13 protein-coding genes are annotated in these 20,253 nt (G+C 58.3%); 4 read left to right on the top strand and 9 right to left on the bottom strand.

The genetic code is table 11. The features are described from left to right. Positions 1–329, bottom strand: a 329-nt coding sequence (locus VII69_08040) for an alcohol dehydrogenase catalytic domain-containing protein (protein HEY5095048.1), incomplete at its 3' end; no start/stop codon positions are given. A gap of 32 nt (positions 330–361) precedes the next feature. Then, positions 362–1,399, bottom strand: coding sequence for an alcohol dehydrogenase catalytic domain-containing protein (locus VII69_08035; protein HEY5095047.1), 1,038 nt, complete (start codon positions 1,397–1,399; stop codon positions 362–364). A gap of 477 nt (positions 1,400–1,876) precedes the next feature. On the opposite strand from VII69_08035, the gene VII69_08030 reads away from it, so the two are divergent. Continuing rightward, entirely contained in the window at positions 1,877–3,409 is a 1,533-nt protein-coding gene (locus VII69_08030; protein HEY5095046.1) for an alpha/beta hydrolase, read from the top strand. Positions 3,410–3,510: 101 nt separating this feature from the next. Here VII69_08030 and VII69_08025 read toward each other — a convergent pair whose 3' ends face one another. The 3 genes from VII69_08025 to VII69_08015 all read right to left on the bottom strand — a co-directional run bounded on the left by VII69_08025 (position 3,511) and on the right by VII69_08015 (position 8,232). Next, positions 3,511–4,404, bottom strand: coding sequence for an NAD(P)-dependent oxidoreductase (locus VII69_08025; GenBank protein HEY5095045.1), 894 nt, complete (start codon positions 4,402–4,404; stop codon positions 3,511–3,513). 71 nt (positions 4,405–4,475) lie between these two features. Continuing rightward, on the bottom strand, positions 4,476–6,755 hold the full coding sequence (locus tag VII69_08020; GenBank protein ID HEY5095044.1) for a TonB-dependent receptor: 2,280 nt from the start codon (positions 6,753–6,755) through the stop codon (positions 4,476–4,478). 58 nt (positions 6,756–6,813) lie between these two features. Next, on the bottom strand, positions 6,814–8,232 hold the full coding sequence (locus VII69_08015; protein HEY5095043.1) for a class II fumarate hydratase: 1,419 nt from the start codon (positions 8,230–8,232) through the stop codon (positions 6,814–6,816). A 292-nt stretch (positions 8,233–8,524) separates the two neighbouring features. Between VII69_08015 and VII69_08010 the strand changes: the two genes are divergently transcribed. Continuing rightward, positions 8,525–9,073: a hypothetical protein gene (locus VII69_08010; protein HEY5095042.1), complete on the top strand. Its 549-nt coding sequence runs from the start codon at positions 8,525–8,527 to the stop codon at positions 9,071–9,073. A gap of 400 nt (positions 9,074–9,473) precedes the next feature. Here VII69_08010 and VII69_08005 read toward each other — a convergent pair whose 3' ends face one another. After that, positions 9,474–10,295 (bottom strand): kelch repeat-containing protein, encoded by an 822-nt coding sequence (locus tag VII69_08005; protein ID HEY5095041.1) that lies wholly within the window; start codon positions 10,293–10,295, stop codon positions 9,474–9,476. 1,342 nt (positions 10,296–11,637) lie between these two features. On the opposite strand from VII69_08005, the gene VII69_08000 reads away from it, so the two are divergent. Both VII69_08000 and VII69_07995 read left to right on the top strand, forming a co-directional pair. Next, complete coding sequence (locus VII69_08000; GenBank protein HEY5095040.1) at positions 11,638–12,555, top strand: ABC-three component system protein; 918 nt, start codon at positions 11,638–11,640, stop codon at positions 12,553–12,555. A 760-nt stretch (positions 12,556–13,315) separates the two neighbouring features. Further along, positions 13,316–14,635, top strand: a complete 1,320-nt coding sequence (locus VII69_07995) for a DUF2326 domain-containing protein (protein ID HEY5095039.1) — start codon at positions 13,316–13,318, stop codon at positions 14,633–14,635. Positions 14,636–16,329: 1,694 nt separating this feature from the next. Here the strand turns inward: VII69_07995 and VII69_07990 are convergent. From VII69_07990 to VII69_07980, 3 genes are all read right to left on the bottom strand, one after another. Then, positions 16,330–17,868, bottom strand: a complete 1,539-nt coding sequence (locus tag VII69_07990) for an NHL repeat-containing protein (GenBank protein HEY5095038.1) — start codon at positions 17,866–17,868, stop codon at positions 16,330–16,332. Between the two features lie 68 nt (positions 17,869–17,936). After that, on the bottom strand, positions 17,937–19,463 hold the full coding sequence (locus VII69_07985; protein ID HEY5095037.1) for a hypothetical protein: 1,527 nt from the start codon (positions 19,461–19,463) through the stop codon (positions 17,937–17,939). Positions 19,464–19,550: 87 nt separating this feature from the next. Continuing rightward, positions 19,551–20,253 (bottom strand): hypothetical protein (locus tag VII69_07980; protein ID HEY5095036.1); only part of this gene is annotated, 703 nt, incomplete at its 5' end.

Raw genomic sequence — 20,253 nt, 5'->3', positions numbered from 1 at the left:
TGGACGTAGTCGCCGCGCTCGCAGCGGCGGCATCGCATGCACGGGGCGTGATGGTGGATGAAGATGCGCTCCCCGGTTTGGAACGGCCGGCCCCCGTCGCCCGAAGGAGCGGCGCCGGCACCGCACTCCTCGATGACACCGACCGGCTCGTGGCCGAGCACGAATGGCGCCTTGCGCGCGACGTACCAGCCGAGAACTTCGCCGGGGCAAATGCCGCAGGCGGTGATGCGCACACCCAGCTCGCCGGGACCCGGCGGTTCGAGGGGCAGATCTCTTAGGGCTATTGATCCGTCGCGGTCATAGACCGCGGCGCGAGTTGTCGTAGTCATTATCGAATGAATCCGGTTCGCTTCTTCTACCGTCAAACCCACCCGACCGGCGCGGGCTCCGGGACTAAAGCATACTTGAAACCTTCGCGGTTATCGAGCCGCTCGAACACCTCAGGGAGCGACCTCAGCGCCTCGATGCCGCTAATGAGGGGGCGCACGTTGGCTGCGCCCCCTGCCAGGAGGTCGCGAGCCTCGCGCACGTCGGCAGGCGTGAAGTGAAACGACCCCAAGCACGCCAGCTCATCATAATGGATGCGCCCGGCATCGACGGGAACGTCCGTGCCCGACGGCAGGCCTCCGAAGAATAGCACGCGGCCGCCAGGGCTCGCGAGCGCGATCGCTTGCCGCCATGCATCCGGCGTTCCGGCGCATTCGATGACGGCGTCGAACTGAGGTTCTGTCTCCCTCGCGGGCGCCGCCGCGTCGACGACGGCGTCGGCGCCCAGTCGCATCGCTATATCGAGACGGGCAGCACCGCGCGCGAACACGGTCGCGTGCACGCCGGCTTGCACCGCGTAGATCAGATGTAGCAGGCCGATCGTCCCCGCGCCGATGATCGCGATCGATCGCGGCATCGGCTGCGTGGCGTTTGCGCGGCGCAAGACCGCCCAACCATGCGTGATGCACGCGAGCGGTTCGAGAAACGCCGCTTCGATGTACGAGAGATGGGCCGGCTTGCGATAGAGATTCTGACGGACGATCTTCTCCGCCAATCGCAGATGCGTGCCGTACGCGCCGAGCGCGATGTCGTCGAATATGTGCTCGCACAGATTCTCGTTGCCGTGCCGGCACGCTTCGCAGGCGCCGCACGGTGCGGTCTGAACCCACATCACGGCATCGCCGGGCGAGAATTCGGTGACGCCCGCGGCGACGGCTTCGATATCGCCCGCCGCTTCATGGCCGAACGGACCGTACGCGAGCTTCGGATGGCCGCGCCTATAGGTCTTGAGATCGGTGCCGCACGTCAGCGCCGCGCGAATGCGCACCAAGACCTCGCCCGGCGCAAGGGCGGGCGGCGGCTGTTCGTGCCAACTCAAGGTCCGCGGGCCGTCTAGCGTCGCAAATGTCATCACTCGATGGATTTAGTCGACCGGCGCAGGACACCCCCTCGGCCTCCGTTGGATGGCTAGCCTGCTCTGCAAGTCGCCGCCGGCATTCATCATGCTAGGCCATTTCCGATTTGGGTCGGATTCGCGCCGTGCGTGCTTATATTGGTTGCTGAGGTTGTCGACGCTTCAAGGGACACCGCCTCGTCGTGGTATTTCTGGACCGCAGATATCGTCACGTTTGTCTACTATCTGATGTGAATCTACCGTTTTCACAAGATAATGGGCGAAGTCACATTTGGCGACTATTCGATCAAGCCGGCTGAAGCCGTGTACTCTCATCTCATTCCATTGCTCAACGTGTATTGGCTGTGCGCGTGGCCGCCGCGATCATCGGTTCACTGCTGCTCGGGTCGGCTATCGTGGTGAGGTTTTTCGACTCCGCTGTTGGCGTTATCACGATCTCGACGCCGCGGTAGAGCAACGCACGCCCGCGGTGGAGTGAGCGCCGAAGGCAACGCATCGCCCGGTGACCAATGTCCGCGGATGCGCTGGACGAACATCCTGATCGCCTTTGCCGTTATGGCGTGTGTTCTTGGCTCAGGTCGAGCATCGCTTGCCGAGCCGCAACCCGACCACCTCGCGATGCATCCGTGCCCGATGGGCAAAGTGCATCTGTCCGCGCAGTGCGGAACGTTCACCGTCTACGCGGATCGCGAAGCGCGATCCGGCTGGATGATCAAACTCAATATGGTCGTTCTGCCGGCCGAGCATAAGACCGACCAGGCCATCTTTTGGAATCCGGGCGGTCCCGGCGCAAGCGCGACGCTGTACGCTCCGTTCATCGTGGACGGATTTCTACAGAACGAACTCATGAGCTTGCGCGACCGTTATAACGTGGTCTTCGTCGATAATCGCGGTACGGGTTCGTCGCATCCGTTCCAGTGCGATCTCTATCCGCCGGCCCACCCGGAAGCGTACTACCGTCAATTGATTCCCGATGCGCAGCTCCAAGCGTGTCGCGACCGCTTGATCGCGAACACCGATCTGAATCAGTACGGCACCGACACCGCCGCGGACGATCTCGACGACGTCCGTAATGCGCTCGGCTACCCGAAGATCGTGCTCGACGGCGATTCTTATGGCACGGAATTCTTTTTGGACTATGCGCGGCGCCACCCGGACCGGGTCGAAAGCATCGTTCTGCAGGGCGTTGCGCCGCCGCACTACCTCATAATCCCGCTCGAGGACGCCGGCGGCGCGCAACGCGCGTTTGAGAATCTCGCCACCGCCTGTGAGGCCGACCAGACGTGCCACGGACAGTTCCCGGATTTTCGCGCTCACTTCGCGGCTTTGGTCCATCGCATCGACGGCGGACCGCTGCGCATGACCGTTCTAAATGCGGTCACGAAGACCAAAGTCACGGTCTCGCTCACCAAAGAAGTGTTCGCGGATCGGATTCGTCAGGCCATGTACTCCGAATTCTCGGCAAGCTACGTGCCATATGTCACAGAACGCGCCTACCAGCGCGACTACGGCCCGCTCGCGCAGATCGTGGAATTTGCCACCGACAACTACGGCCGCGGCCTCGACATCGGCTTGAACCTTTCGGTCACGTGCGCCGAAGACATACCCTTCATCACACCCGAAGATATCGCAAGTACAAGCGCGGGATCGTTCCAGGGTGACACGCGCGTTCGAGCGCAGCAGCATGCGTGCGCGATTTGGAATGTTCGGCCCGCACCGGCGGCATTTCAAGAACCGGTGCATACGACAGCGCCCGTCCTGATGATCTCCGGTGCGGACGATCCCACAACGCCGCCGAGCTACGCAACCAAGGCGCTCGCGTTCATGCCCAACGGCCGGCAGATCATCATCCCGAACGCGTCGCACGACTCTGAGCTGCCATGCGCGGACGCGTTGCTCGTGCGTTTCGTCCTCACGCGCGACGCCAAGGCGCTCGACGCGACGAAATGCATCGGCACCGCCCGAAGGCCGCCGTTTGCAACGTCGATGAAGGGCTTCGCCGGCTAACGGGTCTCCCGTAGGAGGGCAAGCATCGCGTGCCCAGTCGTCCTGTAGGAGGGTGAGCAACGCTCACCCATTTTTTTTCTGGGCAAGCGTTGCTTGCCCTCCTACGGCTCGGCAACCCGGACGCCGGCCGCGCGTTCGTACGGTTCGGCCACAGCGCTGTAATCCTCGCCGCCATATCCGTCTTCCGACGCCGCGCGAAAGCTCTCGGCTGCGCGCTCCGAAAGCGGCATCGGCACGCCCATCGCCTTCGCAGCGTCGAGCGCGGCGTTGAGATCCTTGCGCAGAAGATCAAGCGCGAAGCCGCCCTTATGCGAACCGGTGAACCACGTCTGCGGCAGCCACTTGTCCAAGATGTAGTTCGAACCGGTCGCCGATCCGATGACCTGGCGAACGAGCTCGATGTCGGCGCCGGCCTTCTTCGCAAAGACGAGCCCCTCGACGTTCGCCACCATCACCGATGAGATGATGATCTGATTCACGAGCTTGACGGTCTCGCCCATGCCCGCGCCGCCGACAAGTGTGGGCGTGCCAAGCGCCCGCAACAGCGGCTCGCACGCGGCGAACGCTTCTGGTGATCCACCAACCATGATCGCAAGCGTTCCAGCGGCGGCTCGCGCCGGCCCGCCCGATACCGGCGCATCGAGCATGGCGACACCTTGCGATGCTAAACGCGCATGGAAGCCGCGCGAGGCGACCGGTGATATGGTCGACATGTCGATGACGTAGGAGCCGGCGCGTAATCCGAGTGCGGCGCCGCGAGCGCCGAACAGCGCTTCTTCAACTTGCGGTGAGTCGGGCACCATGGTGATCAATGCATCGCAACCGGCCGCCACCGCCGCCGGATCGGCCACTTCAACGGCTCCCGCTGCCACCAGCTTTTCGACGCGGTCTCGCCGCCGGTGAGCGCAGACGCGCAACGCAAAACCGGCCCGCATGAGGCTTTCGCCCATGGGCGCGCCCATCGTGCCGACTCCGACCAATCCGATTGTCTTCACGCTACCCCGATCGAACTCGGCATAGTCGTTTGGCGCGGCGAACGAGAATGCCCGCCGCGCCAGCGCCCTCTTTAGTATTTCTGCGTGAGCGTCAACGTGACGCCGCGTCCTTGCAGTGAGAACGCATCGGTCGGCGATGGTCCGGTCGGGGTGGGATACGGCGTGCCGGCGCCCGGCAGCGTGAACAGATCGTCGTATTGATTGGTGAGGTTGCGGCCCGCAAGGGTGACTTGCATACGCCCCATCGTCTTGGTAAGGCCCGCGCCAAACGTGGAGTACGCCGGCCGGTTCAACTCGTTGTTTGAACTTTCGTATGCACCGTCCAAAAAGTAGCCGAACCCGCTTGATGCGCGACCGGTAAGCGTGAGCTGCGCTTTTTGGGGCGGGATGCCTTGGAATTGTTCGCCTGCGACCACGTTGGGCGCTGCCGGATCGAACGCGAACGGATTGTTGATGGGATAGGCGATGCTCACGCCATACGCGGCGCTAAGCGTGACCTTCTGGGTGAGCGGCTTGTCCAGGCGAAGTTCCACACCCTGATAGACGACGTCGCCGAGGTTCTTCAGGAACAGGAGCGCGCCGCTCGCATCGGTCGTGAAGAAGATCGGATCGCGCAGATTGGTGCGATAGACGTTGAGCACTGCGTGTGCCGCGAGCGGATCGTCGCCCAAGCGCCGCTCGTAGCCGAGTTCATATTCGGTGGTGCGCTCGGCCGTCAGGTTTGGATTGAACACGCGCTCAGCGAGCAGGGGCGCTCGAAACGCGGTGCCAATCGATGCGCGGACGACGGAGTCTGCGGTGGGCGTCCAAACGGCGGCGAGTCGCGGATCGACCGACTGGCCGAACGTGTCGAAGCTGCTCAGATACGTGCCGACCGTGAAGTTGAGCTTTGGCGTTGCGCGCCATTCGTAGCGGCCGACCCACGAGCGGCCGGTCTGCGTTTGTGACGGCGGACCCGGCACGAGCGCAAACGGCGCGGTCAGCGTCTCGCGGCGCACGTCATATCCGAATGTAAGCGTGCCGTTTTCAAGCGTGCGTTGATAGGTGGCGCTGTCGTCGTATATGTGGTCGCGCGCGTTGAAAAGATATGGGTTGCCGAGCGCTTCGACATCGGTGGGCACCGTTTGCGAGTTCACGGTGTCTTCGTGGCGCGCGATGAGCGTGGCCGGCGCCTGGCCGCTTGCGTCGTGCGCGCCGAGCGGCACCTGCACGTCGAGGCCGAGCGACGGCGAGATGTTCGCCGTGGACGCATCGGGGATCACGGTGAAGAACGCGAACGGATTTGTGATGTTCGGGTTGTCGGGCGTGGCAAGCGGCGCCGAAAGATTGCGGAATGCGGTGGTATTGCGATAGGTGGCTTCGATGAAGCCATCGCCGATGCCGAGCGCATAGCGAAGCTTCGCAAGCGTGGTGGTGGCAGCGATGTTACTGCCAAGCGTGTCGACGAGGCCGGTGGCGTCGTCGGTGACATCGTAGTTGTTCACTTCGCCGGAGCTGGTGTAGCGATGGTACGAGAGCGCGTAGCCGAGACGCTCGTCGGTGCCGGTGGCTTGCAGCGTCTCACCGAAAGTGTTGAACGATCCAGCCGAAAAACGCAGTAGGCCTTGAGATCGCGGGGACGGCTCGATAGTGCGGAAATTGATCGCGCCGCCTTGGGTGTTGGCGCCGACGAGCGCCGACGGTCCGATGCCGTAGACCACTTGGACGTTTTGAAATTCGGACGGATCGAGCAAGCTGAGATCGAAGTCGCCGGAATTCGAATTATTCACTTGATGGCCATCGACATCGATGACGGTTTCGGACGGATCCGGACCGCGCAGCGCCGCACTTTGCGGCAGTCCGGGCGCGCCGCCGGCCGGGCGCGTCATTGTGAGTGCGATTTGTTCGGAGAGGATATCGCTGAGATTTTCGATGCCTTGCCCCGCGAGGTCTTGCGGGTCGAGATCGACGCTCGGTGCAGATGCGGTGGACAACGCTTGCCGGCCGTTCACGGTGACCGTGCCAAGCGCGGTCATGGCGCCGAGGTCGATGCGCGCGAGGACGACATCGACGACCGCGGTTTGGCCGACGCTGACACCGACCACCCGATTGCTCAAGGTTCGGAATTTAGTGGCGCTGGCGATCAGGTCGTAGCTGCCCGACGCGACGTCGTCGATGGCGTATGAACCTTGCACGTCGCTCGTGGCGTGATAAACGTTGGCTTTCGACGCGAGCGTGATGGCTGCCGCCGGAATCGGCACACCGCCGACGTCCACGACGACGCCGCGCACAGCTCCGGTGTCTGCCGCAAAAGCCGGGGAAGCGGCGAGCGCGAGCAGCATGAAAAAGGATAGGATTGAAGCATTTTTCACACTTATTATTTTCTCCGTATGTGCTGCAACGCCCTATCGCACGATGGTTTGTGCGCGGTTAGCCGCCGCCTGCGCCAACGCGATCGGCGCTTGGTTCGCACATCAGCGACGGATCGAGAAGCTTATCGAGATCGGCTTCGGAAAGCTCAGTTTTTTCGCGAGCGACTTCGCGTATGGTTTTTCCAGTCTTCGCCGCTTCTTTAGCAAGGCCGGCCGCGGCGTCATACCCGATGACAGGCGCAAGCGACGTGCAAATCGCGAGGCCGCGCTCCACCATCTCGGGACCTTTGGCCGTGGCTTTCAACCCGTCGATGCATTGTTTTGCAAGATTAATGGATGCATTCGCGAGAAGCGATATAGATTGCAGCAAATCGTAGGCGATGATCGGCATGGTGAGGTTGATCTCGAAGTTGCCGCTTTGGCCGCCGACCGTGATGGCGGCATCGTTGCCGATGACCTGCAAGCAGACCATGAGCACCGATTCGCATATGACGGGATTCACCTTGCCAGGCATGATGGACGAGCCGGGCTGCACCGCCGGCAATTCGATCTCGCCGATGCCCGCGCGCGGTCCGGAGCCGAGCCAGCGGATGTCGTTTGCGATCTTGGTCAACGAGACCGCGACCGTTTTGAGCGCACTGCTCGCGGCGACGCAGTTGTCTAATGAAGACTGTGCCTGGAAATGATTGCTGGTCTCGTGGATCGGCAGGCCGGTCATCTGCGAGAGCCGCGCGGCCGTGCGCTTGGCGAATTCAGGATGCGTGTTGATGCCGGTGCCGACCGCGGTGCCGCCCAGCGCGACTTCGGTCAATTCGGCCAGCGCCAGTTCGACGCGTTTTCTGCCGCGCTCAATCTGGCCGGCATAGCCGAGGAACTCCTGGCCGAGTCTGATCGGTGTTGCGTCTTGGAGATGCGTGCGGCCGGTCTTGATGATGGGCCAGAATTCTTTGCTCTTCTTCTCTAGTGAGGCTTGCAGCGTGGCAAGCGCCGGCAGCAAGTCTTCTTTGATCGCGCTGGCCGCAGCAACGTGCATCGCGGTGGGGATGACGTCGTTCGAACTCTGGCCGAAATTGACGTGATCGTTCTGGTGGACTTTTTTGTCGGTGCGCTTATGGCCGTCGACAACGTGCGCGATCACTTCATTCGCGTTCATGTTCGTTGACGTGCCGGAGCCGGTCTGGAAGATGTCGACGACGAAGTGCTGGTCGTGTTTGCCGTCCACCACTTCTTGCGCAGCTTCGACCACAGCGTCGGCGATCGCCCGATCGATGAGTCCGAGCTCACCGTTGGTCTGTGCGGCAGCGAGTTTTACTTGCCCGAGCGCTTTGATGAAGCGGCGCGGATAGCGCAGATCGCTGATGGGGAAGTTGAGCACCGCTCTGTGCGTGCTCGCGCCGTAGAGCGCGTGCGCGGGCACTTGCATCTCGCCCATGGAGTCGCGTTCGGTGCGGGTGGCGCCGGATGAGTTGTCGGTCATGACTTTTCCTCGAAATCGCATTTCCGTTGTTTGGCCGGGCAGTGCTCGGCTATTGTATACGGATTACGATGGCGGGTTATAGGCGGTCCTGTGGAGACGGCGACGATAGTCGGACGGCCCAGTGGGTTGTCCCGGCCGTAAGACAGAATCTCGGCGCTCCTGCGTCGCAGTCTCGTTGCCGAGAGTCGTAGACCAACGAAAACTTTCCCTCTCCAAAACCCACCATCCGCAAGGATATTGCGGCAACGTGATCTAGAGGCGCACGATTTTAAGGTTCAGAAGCTGGGAGCCAATGAATCTTGACGCTTTGAATACCGCGGCAGCGGTTGGCACGTTTGTCGTCATCACGGCGTCCGCTATTGCCGCGCTGGCTCAGCTTCGCCACCTTCGAACGAGCAATCAACTCAGCGGTCTCATCAGCGTGTTCGGAATGCTCCAAGATCCCAGCGTCCGAGAACTTGTGAATTTTGTCCGTCACGATCTTGCAGAACGCATGAAAGACACAGACTTTCGCGCCAGTCTGCTGGAGATCCCGATCGACCGCGGCAAGCATCCGGAACTCTATCTTTGCGATATGTACAACCACATCGGGTCGTTCGTGCGTAGCGGCCTCATCGATGAACGCACGTATCTGCAAACCGATTGGTATAACGTCACCCTGTATTGGGGACTTTTGTCAGAAGTCGTCGCGATCGGGAGAACCGGCCGGCCCCACATCTTCGAGAACTTCGAATATTTGGCCGCGCGTGCACAAGCGTGGGTTGAACAGCACCCGGATGGCGACTATCCTCGCACGGAGCGACGATTGCTGTCCGCTGGTGATGATTCCGCAAACGCCTAGGAATTCAAGCTAAGACCTGACCGCAATGATCGGACGCGAACGCGCGGGGGAAAATCGCTGACGAACTCGTCGCTCATCAGTGCTTGATGCGGACGCTTGCTTTTGCCGAGGGATACTACACAACCACGCTCAAACGTCCGGTCATCCGACGCGCCGCAGTAAATCTCCACCGCTCCTCCGTCAGCGAACGATGCCCGGAAGCATTTCTTTTTCGCCCTATCGCGGTCTCGGATTACCTCTTCAAGCTCAACCTTGGCCGCGAACCTACCCGAAGCGGTCGGAAACGTTCTTCGATCGATACCACTAATCAACGGCAATCTTGCTTCTGTTGTAACGAGGGGGCGATAGTGGAAGTATGGCTGTAAAGCGCCCCCTCAGTTCCAGTTATGGTGCCGCGGGGTTATGGCGATTTTCGTGGGTTAAAGGCTTCCACCTTATGCCGGAAGTAGTGGCCGCCAATCGCGAAGAGTCTGGACCCAACCACGCTCGTTGCTAGGCCGTAGCGCGCGGTCGGCATAGACGGCTCGGTAGTCCACGCGTCTGTCGCAGGATCGTACGCTTCAAGCGTGTTCAAGATGTGGCCGTTAAAGCCGCCGACGGCGTAGAGTTTGCCGTCGACGACGCCTGCAGCTAGGTACCTGCGCGCCGTAGGCATGGGTGCCTTGGTGGTCCATGTATCCGTCACGGGATCGTAAGCCTCAACTGTATTCACATCGACGCTGTTCGCGTTACCGCCGCCGACAGCATAGAGTATGCCGTTTATGACGCCCACAGCTAGGCCGAAGCGCGCGGTCGGCATGGGTGCCTTGGTGGTCCAGGTATCCGTTGCAGGATCGTAAGCTACGACCGTATTGAAGATTTGCGTGCCGTCATAGCCGCCGACAGCATAGAGTATGCCGTTTATGACACCCGCAGCTGGGGCTGCGAGCGCGGTCGGCATGGGTGCCTTGGTGGTCCAAGTGTTGGACGACGGATCATAGGCTTCAACCGTGTTGCAAAATGAGTGCGAGATGCCGCCGACAGCATAGAGTTTGCCGTTGACGACGCCCGCAGCCAGGAGAAAGCGCTTCGTCGGAATGCGTGCCTTGGTTGTCCAGGAATCCGTCGTGGGATGATAGGCCTCTGTGCTCCAGGTGTCTGTTCCGGACTTGCCCTGGCCCCCGACGGCATAGAGTATGCCGTTGATGACGCCCGCGGCCAGATACTCGCGCGCCGTCGGCATGGGTGCCTCGGTGGTCCACTTACCGATGGCTTGCGGTGCCTCGTGTCTAATAGCTGCAACAGAATGTCTCACAGGCACCGGACTAGAGGCGCTAGAGCATCCAGAGGCGACAGAGCCAAACGCGAATAAGATCATCGTGTAAGCGATGGACAAACGTCGAGACATATGGTGATTCTCCATCATGTCGAACCCTTTTCCGTTGTGCGGGTCCTTCGGTGCAACTTCGCTTCGGATCAGTCTTGGCCGAGGACTCGTCTTGCGATTCTTAAGATGGGTCCATGTTATATGAAGACCGAGAAGACGGCGTGAAGATGTGGTGAAAGACTTAACGGTATGGGTTGTATTTTCGAGGTTGATTAGAAAAAAGTCACACTGCCATTGACTTTAATATAGAACTATCGCGTAGGTCGAGAACGCAATAGACGATCCGCGTGTCTCCCCACCACGGAGTAGATTTTGATTCGTGGTTGCAACGTATCCGAAGCTCCGTCGGCGGTCCATTAGCAAGCAAGACGCCATTTTTGGCTACTTTCGCCAGGTCGCGGGAACGGCGCAAACCCCCGTCAAATGGGCGCTTCCGCTAGTGACGGAGAAGTCTGCGGCTGGTGCCGCTGCCGGTCTTCAAATTCCAGCAGGCTCATATCGCGGCGAATCTTCGAGCGCCACCAAGTGATGCCTCGTTCACGAATTGAGGACACAAGTTCCGTTTGGTCGCACGTCGGATCGTCGGGTCACGGCGAGTTCGTGTGCAATTCGTGGGCACGCTCCAAGACAGGGGGGCGGGGACAAAGTCGCGCGCGCTCGTCGAACAAGGTACCCCGCACTTCGTAGTTGCGCATCGTTTTCGATTTTACGCCGCTACTCGCAGCGTCCGCTTCTCTCCGCCAACTTTGACGTCCGGCATTTGCAGGTCGATTAATCTGACAACATCGGTTACTTAGTTCGTGCTTTGCCTGAGGTAGTCACATGGCGGTGAAGGCGCATGGTCATTGAAGAGATCAATGCCAAACTTCGACCGAATATGTTTCGATATCTTCCACAAGAAGGGGCTCAAGTTCTGCGGGCGGCATTGTTACCTTCGGTACTCAGTTGAAGTAAGGCAGCCGTTGAGATTGACGCAGGCGAAGTTAACTGAGCTCAGGGCGAACGGAATCAGTCCGGGCCACGGTGGCGAGGCGGCGAGGAAGCGAGGAGCGAAGATCGCGGTGAGCAACAGAAGGCGCGCGACTCGTCGGTAGGGGGACGGCGAAATAATTCACTCGCGCTCGACTTGAGCTTCGGATGGCTAAAAGTTTAAAGTCGACTTTGTGTCACCCGCAGCCTGGAATGGGAGGCGCTCTGGGTGGACTTTCGGAAGCGCCGTTTCCTCGAAGCATTGTTATTTATTGACCTAACGTCGAAGTCGGGGACATCATTTCAAGCTAGAATATCGGACTTTCTCGCCGCCGTGTACGGGAATGATTTCGAACGCACGATATCAGCCGGTCGACACGGTGATCGCGGTTGCGACGGCTATAACGCCGCCACTAAGACTGTGTATCAATGCTACGGTAAAGAACGCGGCTCCGGGGTTAACACCGCCTTTATAATTTCCAAGATACAGCACGATTTTCAGGTCGCTCAAACACACTTTGGACAAAGGATGGTGAATTGGGTATTCGTTCATAATCTGGTAGAGGGACTACCAACTGATGTGGGTCTGGCAATCCAGGCTCTAAGGGAGCAGAATCCACAAATTCACATTTCGACCATGACAAAAGACGGAATCGGGTCGCTGTTATTTGCCTTACCGGACGATGCCCTCGACTTACTATTTGCTCCATCTCCGGATAGATCATTTGATGATATTGATCCAGCGGACATCCAACGTTTACTGAAAACGGTTGCAGCAGGCGCGCGCGAAGCGACGCATGGTGAACTCATGCCAGTACCCAGAGAAAAGATTAGCTACAATACCCTAAGCGAGCCAGCGGCGCGTGTAGTACGCGACAACGTGCAGTACGTTGGGCAGGTCGCAAAGTTTGTACGCGAGGATGCAGATCCCATTTTTGGAGAGGCCGTTGCGTCGTCGTTGAACGCGAAGTATCAATCGCTTAGGTCACAAGGAATGTCATCGGACGATATAATGGATGAACTTCTAGGGTTCGTAGTCGGTCGGGACCGTCTCGACTATAGCATAAGCGAGTTGAAGGCAGCTGAGGTTATAGTCGCGTATTTTTTTAATAACTGCGACGTCTTCGAAGACCAGCCAAGGTCTTAACCGATGCTGTTGCCGGGAAAACATATTTCAGCTGAGAGGTCAGTCCTTGGTGTGGCATCGCGTATATTGGAATGCTTAGATACGCCGAGCAGCGTCGGCGAGCTATGGAATCGGTTTCAAGCGCTCCAGTCTGGAGAAAAGAGGGTGCTCGTTGGCTTTGATTGGTTCGTACTGGCCCTGTGCGCGCTGTTCGCACTCGGACGAGTTTCATATTCTAGCATGATCATTCAGCGGAGCCTGAACGGTGATTAGACGAGTTACCAGTAGTCTATCGACGTTCAAGGCATTTTCGCTGCGAAACGGCCTAAACATCATCCTCGCAGACCGGGCGCCGGATTCAACTCTCGGATCAAGTCGCAACGGAGCCGGCAAGTCAAGCCTAGTCGAAATATTTCATTTTGCGCTCGGCGCCAATGCATCCGATGGGTCCAGTATCTTTAAGACTCCAACGTTAATCAACCACAAGTTTGTCGTTGAGATAGACCTGCCCAACGGTACGTGTCAAATCACTCGCTCAGGCAGCGACCAAAATCATGTATTTGTCGAACCTGCGAGTCTAGGCTTCCCCATTAGACCGACAAGTCAGCGCTCTACGGGCCACGTCTACTTTTCTGTGAAGGTATGGAGGACGGTCCTCGGGTCAACGTTTTTCGGCTTGCCAATAAGCGATGCTGAAACCGGTGGCCCCACGTTCCGAGCTCTAATAAGCTATTTAATTCGTAGGGTCGGGTCCGGCGGTCTTATCGAGCCTCATCGTTGTGTGCAAGAACAACAACTTTCAAACAGTCAGACTAATCTTTCATTTCTTTTTGACTTAGATTATCGCTTACCGATGGCCCTTGATTCGGTGAGGAAGCGAGAACGCCAACTCCGCGAGCTGCGAAGCGCGGCTCGAAGCGGCGCCTTTGGTTCGGTGGTGCATACGGTGGCCCAGATTCGGCCACAGCTTGCGGCTGCCGAGGCGCGGGTTAACCAGCTACGATATCGCTTATCGTCATTTATTGTGCTTGACGAATACAATGTAATCGTTCAGGAGATAGCTAGCCTCAGATCGGAGCTAAGAAAAATAGCTGAGGAGAACTTGATAGACGAGGATCGTCTTACGCAACTTAGGTCATCGTTGGAAACGGAACAGGACGTTGATGAACAGCAAATAGCGAACATGTTCTCAGAACTCCAGGATCTTATCCCAAACGCGATTCAACGTCGGTTAGACGCTGTCGCTAGATTTCATCGGTCGGTTATCGACAATAGACGACACGCACTGGTTCGAGAACTTGAACAATCGCAAGTCCGGATTCGCGAACGCACAGAGGCGGGGCGCGCTTTAGATAATCGGCGATCAACACTCATGAGAACACTTGAGGGAAGAGGGGCTCTTGAGGATTTTACTCATTTACAAACGGAGTTAGCGCGAGATCAGCAAGAACTCGCGCAACTGCGTACCCAATTTGCAACCGCCCAGATGCTCGAAGGCGACGCAACCGGACTCGAAATTGAAAAAAGGGAGATCGAACGGCGAACCAGGGAAGACCATGCGATTAGAAATACCAGGCTCGAGCATGCCGCACTTATCGTTAGGGAGCTGGTTCAATCGCTCTACGATGACAGGATCGGCAACCTATTGATAGACGTCACACCCAATGGGCCCTATTTCCGAATTGAGATCGAGGGCGATCGGAGTGAAGGGATCTCTCGAATGGAAATATGGTGCTTTGATATGCTCGTGTCGCGATTGCTAGCGGAGCGCAATCTTGGTCCGCGAATTCTCGTCCATGATAGCCATATATTCGATGGGGTAGATGGACGACAAGTATCGGCAGCGCTCAAACAAGGACTAAGTTACGCTCAGGAATTCGACTTTCAATATATTGTAACCATGAATTCTGACGTTTTTGGTGCTCTCGAAATTGACGTCAACGTCAGGAACACAGTGATCGAACCGAGGTTAAGTGACCAGCGCGCTGACGGTGGCATTTTCGGGACTATTATCGAAGATGTAAGAAGAGAGATGCGATTGACGCCGGAGGCCGACGAAGAGTCTGCAACAGACGAGGAAATTGTCAACAACGAAGCTTAGCCTAGAAGGGCCCTTTTTGTCGACTTCAGTTCCTCCGCTTTATGTATCTGCGCTGATCCTGAGTGGCACTTCGGTCATTATTGCATGAATTACGTAATTCAGGAGCGCGTGCGCGATTGCGCAAGTAAGTAAGGCGAAGGCTATGCGAAGCAAGTTCGGTCAGCTATTGGTGCGCTGGAATGTTTCCTCACGAAGTGCCAATAAGAAGACGCGACTATCACCGTCGGCATCGAGTTAAGCAACGCCGCAGAACAGACAACCTCAAATCGATTAATGACGTAAAGCTAGAGGAAGACTTTGTACATGATCAGGGTGACCTTATCTGCGCTGTTGGTAGTGTTCGTTATCGCCGCGGCGTTTCTCAGCGGCTGCACATCGACTTTGGGTTCTCAAGATACCTCGCCTACCTTGGCACCAACGAGCAAACCATCTCCCGTCGCCAAATGCGCCAAGATGCAATTCATATCGCGGGAGACGGGTCCAATTACAATTGGAGGCATTCTTTCTGACGAGCGGGACTTTCCCTTGTCCCATAAAGTGACTATTTTACTGAGCGACAAATCCAGCGCATCTCGGTTCGCCACATTGGTAAAATCGCGTCGACCAATCCTGAGTGCGGTGATCGACGACCCGGGCGACGGCGCATCGTTCGCGCTACACTCCGTCATTGTGACGAAATTAGGTAAAATACCACCGGCTCTCACCGGAAGTTTGTGGGTTGTTATGAGCGTCGGCACTATCTCACCCAAGCGCACTATCGCTAAATGTAGGCCGAAATGGCCAGCTCATTAGCCTCTCGCAAACGATGATGGCGCACGGCTTCGGTTCTTGCGAGTTACACACTTTGTTGCACACTTTGGGGTAGTTACGAGTAGACTCTGGTGGACAAGCGTGGAATAAACAAGATCTCTGAAACGCTTTAGAATGGGCACTCTTGGGCGGTAGTGGACCTTGATGGAAAATGCCCGAACCACATTGACACTGTAGGGGTCAGAGGATCGAGACCTCTCGTGCCCACCATCGAATTGGCTTGCGCCGCGAGTGATTGCGACGTTTTCACTTCTTAAGATCGCCGTTTGACCACGCTTCGCGCTTTTTCTCCGGTTGTACGTTGAGTTAGAACCACTCAGCGTCACTGCGGGCTATGGCAATCTGGCAATATCATGCCGGCGACTTGACCTGATATGGCAGCCAGTCTAGCGAGCATTTCGCCCCTTTGTTGTAGATGACGATGACCCCCAACTATCTTCTCGGAGCATTTCACAATTCGCGGTTGTGACCAGAAGGGATCGACGGTTACCGTCTCTCTGTGATTTCGCGATCCGCACATATCGCCAGGAAATTGGCGCGTTACCGGGATGTCCGTTTTGAGCCCCACTCCTTATTAACCCCTTGCTTTTGCCGAGGGTTAATAAGGAGTGGGGCTCAAAACGGACACCGGGTGAGGATATAAATCGGCTCGCTCGTCGATTTGTTCACCTGCGTCGGGCGCAACAAATGCCCTTTGCCTGCGGGCTGAATCGCCCTATATACCATCGCGATGAGACCACACCACGATAGGATTTGCGGTGCCTCATTTTCCAAGCGTCGGTAGGCACCATTCTGAGAAATCCTAGTGATGGGTTTGACGTTTGCCAACATGATTTCTGGAAGTTCAATCGCACTAAATCTCGACTGAGATCATGGCATAAACCTTAGTGGACTGCCACACCCCGGGGCGCGTTTAGGCCGCTGCTGATCGTCGGCGTTGTCTGCGTGCCATCGGGATTGTAGGTCGTCACAGTTTGGGTGTTGGCGTTTTCGACGTAGATCTTGCCGGCCGCGTCGACCGCCTCGCCCTCAGGCCCGTTGATCCCGCTGCTAATAGTCGGTGTGGTCTGAGTGCCATCGGGGTTATACGTTGTTACAGTGTAGGAGCCTGCGTTCGTGACATAGATTTTGCCGGCCGCGTCAACCGTCACGCCATTAGGCCCACTCAGCCCACCACTGATCGTCGGCGTAGTTTGCGTACCATCGGGATTGTAGGTCGTCACAGTGCCGCCAGCGTTCGCAATGTAGATCTTGCCGGCCGCGTCGACCGCCACTCCCAATGGGTTGTTCAGCCCGATGCTGATCGTCGGTGTGGTCTGCGTGCCATCAGGGTTGTATGTCGTCACAGTATTGTTGCCTTCGTTCGCGACGTATATCTTGCCGGCTGCGTCGACAGCCACGCCGAAGGGTCGGTTCAGCCCGCTGCTGATCGTCGGGGTGGTCTGCGTACCATCGGGGTTGTACGTTGTAACAGTGTGGATGAATTGGTTCGTGACGTAGATCTTGCCGGCCGCGTCAATTGCCACGCCGAAGGGGTTGCTCAACCCGGCGCTGATCGTCGGCGTAGTCCGTGTGCCATCGGGATTGTACGTCGTCACAGTGCTGTTGCCAAAGTTCGCGACATAAATTTTAGGCTGCGGCACTAGGAGCGCGTCTTGTGCACCACTTGTCTGAATCGAGCCGCCGCCTGCCGACGCAGAAAACGTCGCGATTCCGCCGGGAATCGGGTTGCCGTTGTAGGCCACCGTGATTGCGACGGATGGATCACCGATCGACGTCGCCGACAGCGTCGTCGCCCCCGACGTATCGCTGTTCGAGAGGACGATCGGACCGTTGTCGAAAGATCCTGGGCCCACAATGATATTGCTGTCGGCGTCCATCGCGTTGATCGTAAGTGGGATGGTCGCCGAAGCGCCCTCGGGCGGCGTAGGCTGCGCGAGTACAAGCTGCATCGATGCGATCGCGCCGTTGAGCGTCAGATCCACCTGATTAGCCATATTTTGCACGATGTCGGCCGTGACTGAGTTCTGCGACAATACGTTCCCAGCGCCGTTTTGCGCATCGTAGGCGATGACGGTGAACAGCTGGTTCGTGCCGACAGTGGCCGGGAAGTTCGCCGAGCAGGTGAGCGTTCCGCCTGACGATGAGCAGGCGGGATTCAGCGTACTGAGGTTCACCACGACTGGCGTGCCGTTGTTCTGCGCGATGGTTATCGACGCAGTCGACGGCGAGACGTAGTGCGGTCCGACGCCTTTGTGCTTGGGCTTAGGCGGCACGCTGATCACGAAGAGCGCCGTGGCCGTTGCACCACCTCCAGATGGAGGTTTACCGTTGGCTGAACCCGGCAGCGCACTACCATGGCCGTCGCAGCCTGCGAGAACGATCGCCGCCGCCACGGCGAGCGCGCGGAAAATCTTGTTCATGACCGCTCCCTTGGCCTCATACTTATCGACCTCTCGCGTTCACAGCTCGGCACCCATCTTAAGAAATCCTAGTGGACTGTGATGGCCCGGGGAAAGTCCAGTCCGCTGCTGATCGTCGGGGTGGTCTGCGTGCCATCGGCGTTATACGTCGTCACAGAGTTGCTGAATTGGTTCACGACGTAGATCTTGCCAGCCGCGTCGACCGCCACGCCCCGGGCGCCGATCAGGCCACCGAGTGTTGGGGTAGTCTGCGTGCCATCGGAATTGTACGTCGTCACAGTGTTGTTGCCAGCATTCGAGACGTAGATTTTGCCAGCCGCGTCGACCGCCACGGCGATGGGATTGTTATTCAGTCCGCTGATTGTTAAGTAATGCGCGCCATTTGGGAGGTAGACGGTCAAATTGTTGTCGCGTCCGTTCGTGATGTAAATCTTGCCCGCGGCGTCGACCGCCACGCTCAGCGGCAGACCCAGACCGCTGATAGTAGGTGTGGTCTGCGTGCCATCGGGATTGTATGTCGTCATATTGTTGTTGCCAGCGCTCGTGATGTAAATCTTGCCGGCCGCGTCGACCGCGACGCCAGCAGGCACGTTCAGCCCGCTTATCGTCGGCGCGGTTTGTGTTCCGTCGGGATTGTAAGTCGTCATAGTGTTGTTGTCTATATTCGTGACGTAGATCTTACTGGCCGCATCGACCGCGACGCCAATAGGCGTGTTCAGCCCACTGATTGTGGGGGATGTCTGAGTGCCATCGAGGTTGTATGTCGTCAAAGTGCCGTTGCCTTGGTTCGTGACGTAGATTTTCACAACAACGACCGGTGTGAGTACTGCACTCGTGACATTCCCTGGAGCGACGCCGCTCGCGGACGCCGAGAATGTGGCGCTGCCCCCCGGAATTATACCCCCATTGTAGATGACCGTGATTGCAGCAGTCGGGTCGCCGACCGACGCCGCCGAGAGCGTCGTCGCGCCTGATGTGTCGCTGTCCGACAGCGCGATTGGACCGTTGTCGTACGATCCTGGGCCAACGATGATATTGTTGTCTGCATCCATGGCATTGACCGCAAGCGGGATTGTTGCCGGTATACCTTTGGGTGGTGTTGGCTGCGCGAGCACAAGTTGGATCGCCGCAATCACGCCGTTGAGCGTGAGATTCACTTGATTCTCGATGTTTTGCACGATGTCGGCAGAAACCGTGTTCTGCGACAATACGTTTCCACCGCCATTTTGCGCGTCGTAGGCGATGACCGTGAAGAGCTGGTTCGTGCCGACTGTGGCCGGGAAGTTCGCCGAGCAGGTGAGCGTTCCGCCTGACGATGAGCAGGCGGGATTCAGCGTGCTCAAGTTCACTACGACTGGCGTGCCGTTGTTCTGCGCGATGGTTATCGACGCAGTCGACGGCGAGACGTAGTGCGGTCCGACGCCTTTGTGCTTGGGCTTAGGCGGCACGCTGATCACAAAAAGCGCCGTTGCCTTTGCGCCACCTCCCGGTGGAGGATTCACGTTAGCTTGACCCGGCACCGCACCGCCGTGACCGCCGCATCCCGCGAGCAGAATCGCCGCTGTGGCAGCCAGCGAGAGGCACTGCTTATTCATGACCGCTCCTTTGGATTTCACGTCCGCAAACACGACTTCCGGATGGTGGTGCTGGGCCCAGGTGCACGAACGGTCATGTCCGTCTCCTTAGTGGATCCCAAAGCCGCTGGTGGTCACGCTGACCGCAACGGTGTTGGTTTGCCCGAATGTGTCGCTGAGAGTGATCGTGCATGGGCCAGCGACGTCCGGCGTGACGGTGAACGTGATGTGGTCAGAGGTGGAGACGCCAGCGACGCCGCTGCAGTCATCGTTCTCGACCCAAGTCCCGCCATACGCGATCTCGCTGACCGTAAACGACTGATTGTACGCAAAGCCGGCCGCGAGAAACGCAAGGTTATTCGGATTGGGATTCGGCAGCGGCGCATTGGACACACTAAGCGAGTCCGCGCCGCTCGTGGCACCTGAGGCGCTGGCGGTTAGCGTCGACGTCGCCACGGCCACATCGCCGTCGTAGGTCAATTGCAGACCTGTGTTGTCGCCCGGTCCGGCAAGCGTCGTCTTATTCGAGCTGACGTGGGCGCTGCTCCCAGCGTCGAGCGCGAGTCCGACGGGCTGCGTGAAGAACCCCGGGCCGACAATCATAAATCCGGCGCCATCCATCGGGTTCACCGTGTACGGTATGAACACGTTTCCTCGATTGTTAAATGCCGAATGCGTCGACAGGACGACCGCCAGACTCGCCACGATGCCGTTGAGCGTCATGTTGACCTGGTTCGCGACCCCGCTCAGGATGTGTTGCGAGACAGTCGCTGTGGACAGGTGGTGGCAGCCAGAACATCCGGTACCGCCC

This window comes from Candidatus Eremiobacteraceae bacterium, assembly GCA_036511855.1.
GTDB lineage: Bacteria > Vulcanimicrobiota > Vulcanimicrobiia > Eremiobacterales > Eremiobacteraceae > JABCYQ01.
This window is presented reverse-complemented; position numbering and strand designations above follow the sequence as displayed.